A 4,143-nucleotide genomic window follows, 5' to 3' on the forward strand; every position below is an offset into this window, starting at 1 on the left:
GATCTGAGCTTCCTCAGCCACCCAAGATATCTCTCCCAGCTTGCGCAGTCCGCAGCTGTCTGCGTGATTGTGGCGCCCGCCGTGAGGGAAACTGCCGTCAAGCGGGGCGCCTGCATCGTGACAGACGATCCTTACCATGCCTTTGCTTTGGTGACCCAGCTCTGGAGGCTGCGGCATTCTCCGCAGATGGCTCCGCACATTCACCCCAGTGCCTATGTTGATCCCTCTGCCACTGTGGCGCCCGGCGTTTCTATCGGTGCATTCGCCTGCATCGGTCAAGGCGCAGCGATTGGTGAAAATGCGCGGATTGCGGAGCATTGCGTCGTCGGGCAGCATGTGCAAATCGGCGCGAATACCCGGTTGTCGGCGCGTGTGACTGTCGCCGACGGTTGTCGCGTCGGTGAGCGTTGCATCGTGCATTCCGGCGCGGTCATCGGAGCTGATGGATTTGGCTTTGCGTCGCACCAGGGGCAGTGGGTGAAGATCGAGCAACTCGGCGGTGTGCAGATCGGCAATGATGTCGAGATAGGCGCCAACACCTGCATTGACCGCGGTGCCTTGCAGGATACGGTGCTGGAAGACGGTGTGAAGCTCGACAACCTGGTTCAAATCGGCCACAACGTGCGGGTGGGCAAACATACCGCCATGGCGGGTTGTGCCGGTGTCGCCGGTAGCGCCACGATTGGTGCACATTGCACCGTGGGCGGTGGCGCCATCGTATTGGGCCATCTGACGCTCGCCGATGGTGTGCATGTTTCGGCGGCATCGGTGGTGACCCGATCCATTTTGAAACCCGGGCATTACACCGGCCTCTTTCCCATCGACGACAATGCTGTCTGGGAGAAAAATGCCGCAACGCTCAAGCAGCTTCATACGCTTCGTGAGCGTCTCAGGGAGGCCGAAAAGGCCATCCTGCACTCAGGACACATTCAAGAAAAATCATGATGGATATCCACCAAATTCTCAAACAGCTGCCGCATCGCTATCCCATTTTGCTGGTGGACCGCGTGCTGGAAATCGAAAAAGGCAAACGAATCAAGGCGCTTAAAAACGTCACGATGAACGAGCCTTTTTTCATGGGCCATTTTCCCCATCATCCGGTCATGCCCGGCGTCCTGATGCTTGAAGCCATGGCGCAGGCGGCTGCGCTGCTGGCGTTCGAAACACTGGGTGTAACGCCCGACGACAAGACGGTCTATTACTTCGCCGGTATCGATGGCGCACGCTTCAAACGGCCTGTTGAACCCGGCGACCAATTGATCATGGATGTCACACTGGATCGCATGAAGGCCGGAATCTTCAAGTTCAAGGGAGTTACCCGGGTAGGTGACGCCATCGCCTGCGAAGCCGAATTGATGTGCACCATGCGCACGATTGCATGATCAGGATTGTGAGAATCAAGGCAAGCGTGACATGACAACAGCAGCTTTAGTGCCGGGCATTCACGCCACGGCCCTTGTGGATCCACAGGCGCAGCTTCACGATTCGGTGAGTGTCGGTCCCTATACGGTCATTGGCCCGCATGTGAAGGTCGGCGCCGGCACCACTATAGGCGCCCACTGCGTGATTGAAGGCCATACCACCATTGGCCGTGACAACAGGATCTTCCAGTTCAATTCGCTGGGCGCCATTCCGCAGGATAAAAAATACGCGGGCGAGCCTTGTGAGCTGGTCATCGGCGACCGCAACACCATTCGTGAGTTCTGCACCTTCAATATTGGCTCTCCGGGGGACAGCGGTGTAACCCGTGTAGGAGATGACAACTGGTTGATGGCGTATGTGCATTTGGCGCATGACTGCGTGGTCGGCAACAACACCATTTTTGCCAACAACACCCAGCTGGGTGGGCATGTGCATGTCGGCGACTGGGTGATCCTGGGCGGTTTCACCGTCGCGCATCAATTCGTGAAAATTGGCGCCCACAGTTTTACGGCCATGTGTTCGCTGCTGTTTGCCGATCTGCCGCCTTTTGTCATGGCGCAGGGCCAACCTGCCGAGGCGCGTTCCATGAATTTTGAAGGGCTGCGGCGCCGGGGTTTTTCGCCCGACCGCATTGCCGCCGTCAAGGCCATGCACAAGGCGTTGTACCGCGACGACCTGACCCTGGACGCATCGCGCGAGCGCATTGCCGCCCTGACGGAAAAGTACCCGGATGCCGCGCCTGACGTGCAGATGATGCTTTCATTTCTGGAACAAACCTCGCCGCAGCGCGGCATTGTGCGGTAAGGCCATGTCCTTCATGGAGCCAAGCCCTCTGCCAGCCCGTAGAGAGGCTGGTCTCCCCGCTGCGGACGGCCTGGCACCTCGTGGCACCCCTTGCGTGGCAATGGTCGCAGGTGAGACTTCAGGAGACTTGCTTGCCGGGCTGCTGCTGGATGGTTTCAAAGCCCGCTGGCCGGCGCTGACAGCAAACGGTATCGGCGGCTCACAGATGGCGAGCCGTGGGTTCAAAGCCTGGTGGCCCAGCGAGAAGCTTGCGGTACGGGGGTATGTCGAAGTATTGCGGCATTACCGTGAGATCGTGGGCATACGCGAACAATTGAAACAGCGCCTGCTCGACCAGCGCCCGGACCTTTTCCTGGGGATTGATGCCCCTGATTTCAACCTTGACCTGGAAGCTGCCCTCAAGGCTCAGGGCATCAAGACTGTGCATTTTGTCAGTCCCGCCATCTGGGCGTGGCGTGCCGACCGCGTGGAAAAGATCCGGCGCAGCGTAGACCACGTGCTGTGCATTTTCCCTTTTGAGCCGGCGCTGCTGGCCGCACATGGCATCGCCGCGACCTATGTGGGGCACCCGCTGGCCAATGTTATTCCCCGGCAGCCTGACCGGGCGGCAGCCCGGCGCAAACTCGGCCTGCAGGATGAAGATACTGTCGTGGCCATACTTCCCGGGAGMCGGAAATCCGAGATCCAGTATCTGGCTAAACGATTCTTTGAGGCTGCAGGCCTTATTAGCCGTGCGCAACCAGCTATCAAATTTATAGTGCCTGCCATTCCCGCGCTGAAGGGCCTGATTGAGCGCCACGCCGGGCAGGCGGGAATGAAACATCACCTGCAAATCATCGAAGGGCAGTCTCATGGAGCGTTGGCGGCCTGCGATGTGACGCTGATAGCCAGCGGCACGGCCACGCTGGAGGCCGCGCTTTTCAAGCGGCCCATGGTGATTGCCTACAACATGAACTGGCTGTCCTGGCAAATCATGCGGCGCAAGAAATTGCAGCCCTGGGTGGGTCTGCCCAACATTCTCTGCAGGGATTTTGTCGTTCCAGAGCTGCTGCAGGACGCAGCCACGCCTGAGGCGTTGGCAGCGGAAGTGCTGAAATGGATTGACGCAAAGTCTTCGGCACCTGACAAAATAGCGGCTGTAGAACAACGATTTACCGCGTTGCATGCGGAACTGCAGCGGGACACTTCAAAACTGGCGACAGATGCGATCCAGCAAATTCTTGAAAGCTGAGCAAACACCCTTGTCATGGGATACGCCTGGCCTGGTGGCTGGCGTGGATGAAGCCGGTCGGGGCCCGTTGATGGGCCCGGTGGTTGCGGCTGCCGTCATTCTGGACGAGCTCAATCCCATCCAGGGATTGGCCGACTCCAAAAAACTCACCGCCTTGCGCCGCGAAAAGTTGTATGACGAAATCCGCGCCAAGGCGCTGTGCTGTTCGATCGCGCTGGCAAGCGCCGAAGAAATCGACAGCATCAACATCCTCCAGGCCACCATGCTGGCCATGCGGCGTGCGGTGGAAGGGCTGCGCCTGAAGCCCAACAAGGTGCTTGTTGACGGCAACCGGCTGCCGACGCTGATCATCCTTTCCGAGGCCATTGTGGGTGGCGATGCGCTGGTGCCGTCGATTTCCGCAGCATCGATTCTGGCCAAGGTTTACCGCGACCGCTGGTGCGCAGAATTCCACCTCGAGTATCCGCAGTACGGATTCGCCGACCACAAGGGCTATAGCACGGCCGAGCATCTGGCTGCGTTGCGCGAACACGGCGCCTGCCCGCAACATCGAAGGTCTTTCGCACCGGTCGCCGAGGTCCTGCGGTGAGTTCCGCTTCTTCCGGGCTCTCTGGTTCCGCCACGTACGTCACTTCTCGCGACAACCCGCTGATCAAGGATCTGCGCAAACTGTCGCAAGACAGCAC

5 protein-coding genes are annotated in these 4,143 nt (G+C 59.2%); all 5 read left to right on the top strand.

Annotated elements, in window-relative coordinates; genetic code table 11:
* A partial coding sequence (gene lpxD, locus AC1D0Z_RS16935; RefSeq protein WP_477659384.1) for a UDP-3-O-(3-hydroxymyristoyl)glucosamine N-acyltransferase occupies positions 1-945 on the top strand: 945 nt, incomplete at its 5' end.
* On the top strand, positions 942-1,382 hold the full coding sequence (fabZ, locus tag AC1D0Z_RS16940; RefSeq protein WP_477659385.1) for a 3-hydroxyacyl-ACP dehydratase FabZ: 441 nt from the start codon (positions 942-944) through the stop codon (positions 1,380-1,382). The genes lpxD and fabZ, both read left to right, overlap by 4 nt.
* Positions 1,383-1,413: 31 nt before the next feature.
* Positions 1,414-2,226 (top strand): acyl-ACP--UDP-N-acetylglucosamine O-acyltransferase, encoded by an 813-nt coding sequence (gene lpxA, locus AC1D0Z_RS16945; protein ID WP_477659386.1) that lies wholly within the window; start codon positions 1,414-1,416, stop codon positions 2,224-2,226.
* Between the two features lie 100 nt (positions 2,227-2,326).
* Entirely contained in the window at positions 2,327-3,457 is a 1,131-nt protein-coding gene (gene lpxB, locus AC1D0Z_RS16950; protein ID WP_477659388.1) for a lipid-A-disaccharide synthase, read from the top strand.
* The gene (gene rnhB / locus AC1D0Z_RS16955) at positions 3,429-4,046 is read left to right on the top strand and encodes a ribonuclease HII (protein ID WP_477659387.1); all 618 of its coding nucleotides are present in this window, start codon (positions 3,429-3,431) and stop codon (positions 4,044-4,046) included. Before lpxB ends, rnhB begins: the two co-directional genes overlap by 29 nt.
* The last annotated feature ends 97 nt before the right edge of the window (positions 4,047-4,143 follow it).

This window comes from Polaromonas sp. P1_E3, from assembly GCF_056405935.1.

What these genes read in the sequence shown, in the direction of transcription:
- fabZ (WP_477659385.1), top strand. Translation starts at nt 942, where the DNA reads ATGATGGATATCCACCAAATTCTCAAACAGCTGCCGCATCGCTATCCC.
- lpxA (WP_477659386.1), top strand. Translation starts at nt 1,414, where the DNA reads ATGACAACAGCAGCTTTAGTGCCGGGCATTCACGCCACGGCCCTTGTG.
- rnhB (WP_477659387.1), top strand. Translation starts at nt 3,429, where the DNA reads ATGCGATCCAGCAAATTCTTGAAAGCTGAGCAAACACCCTTGTCATGG.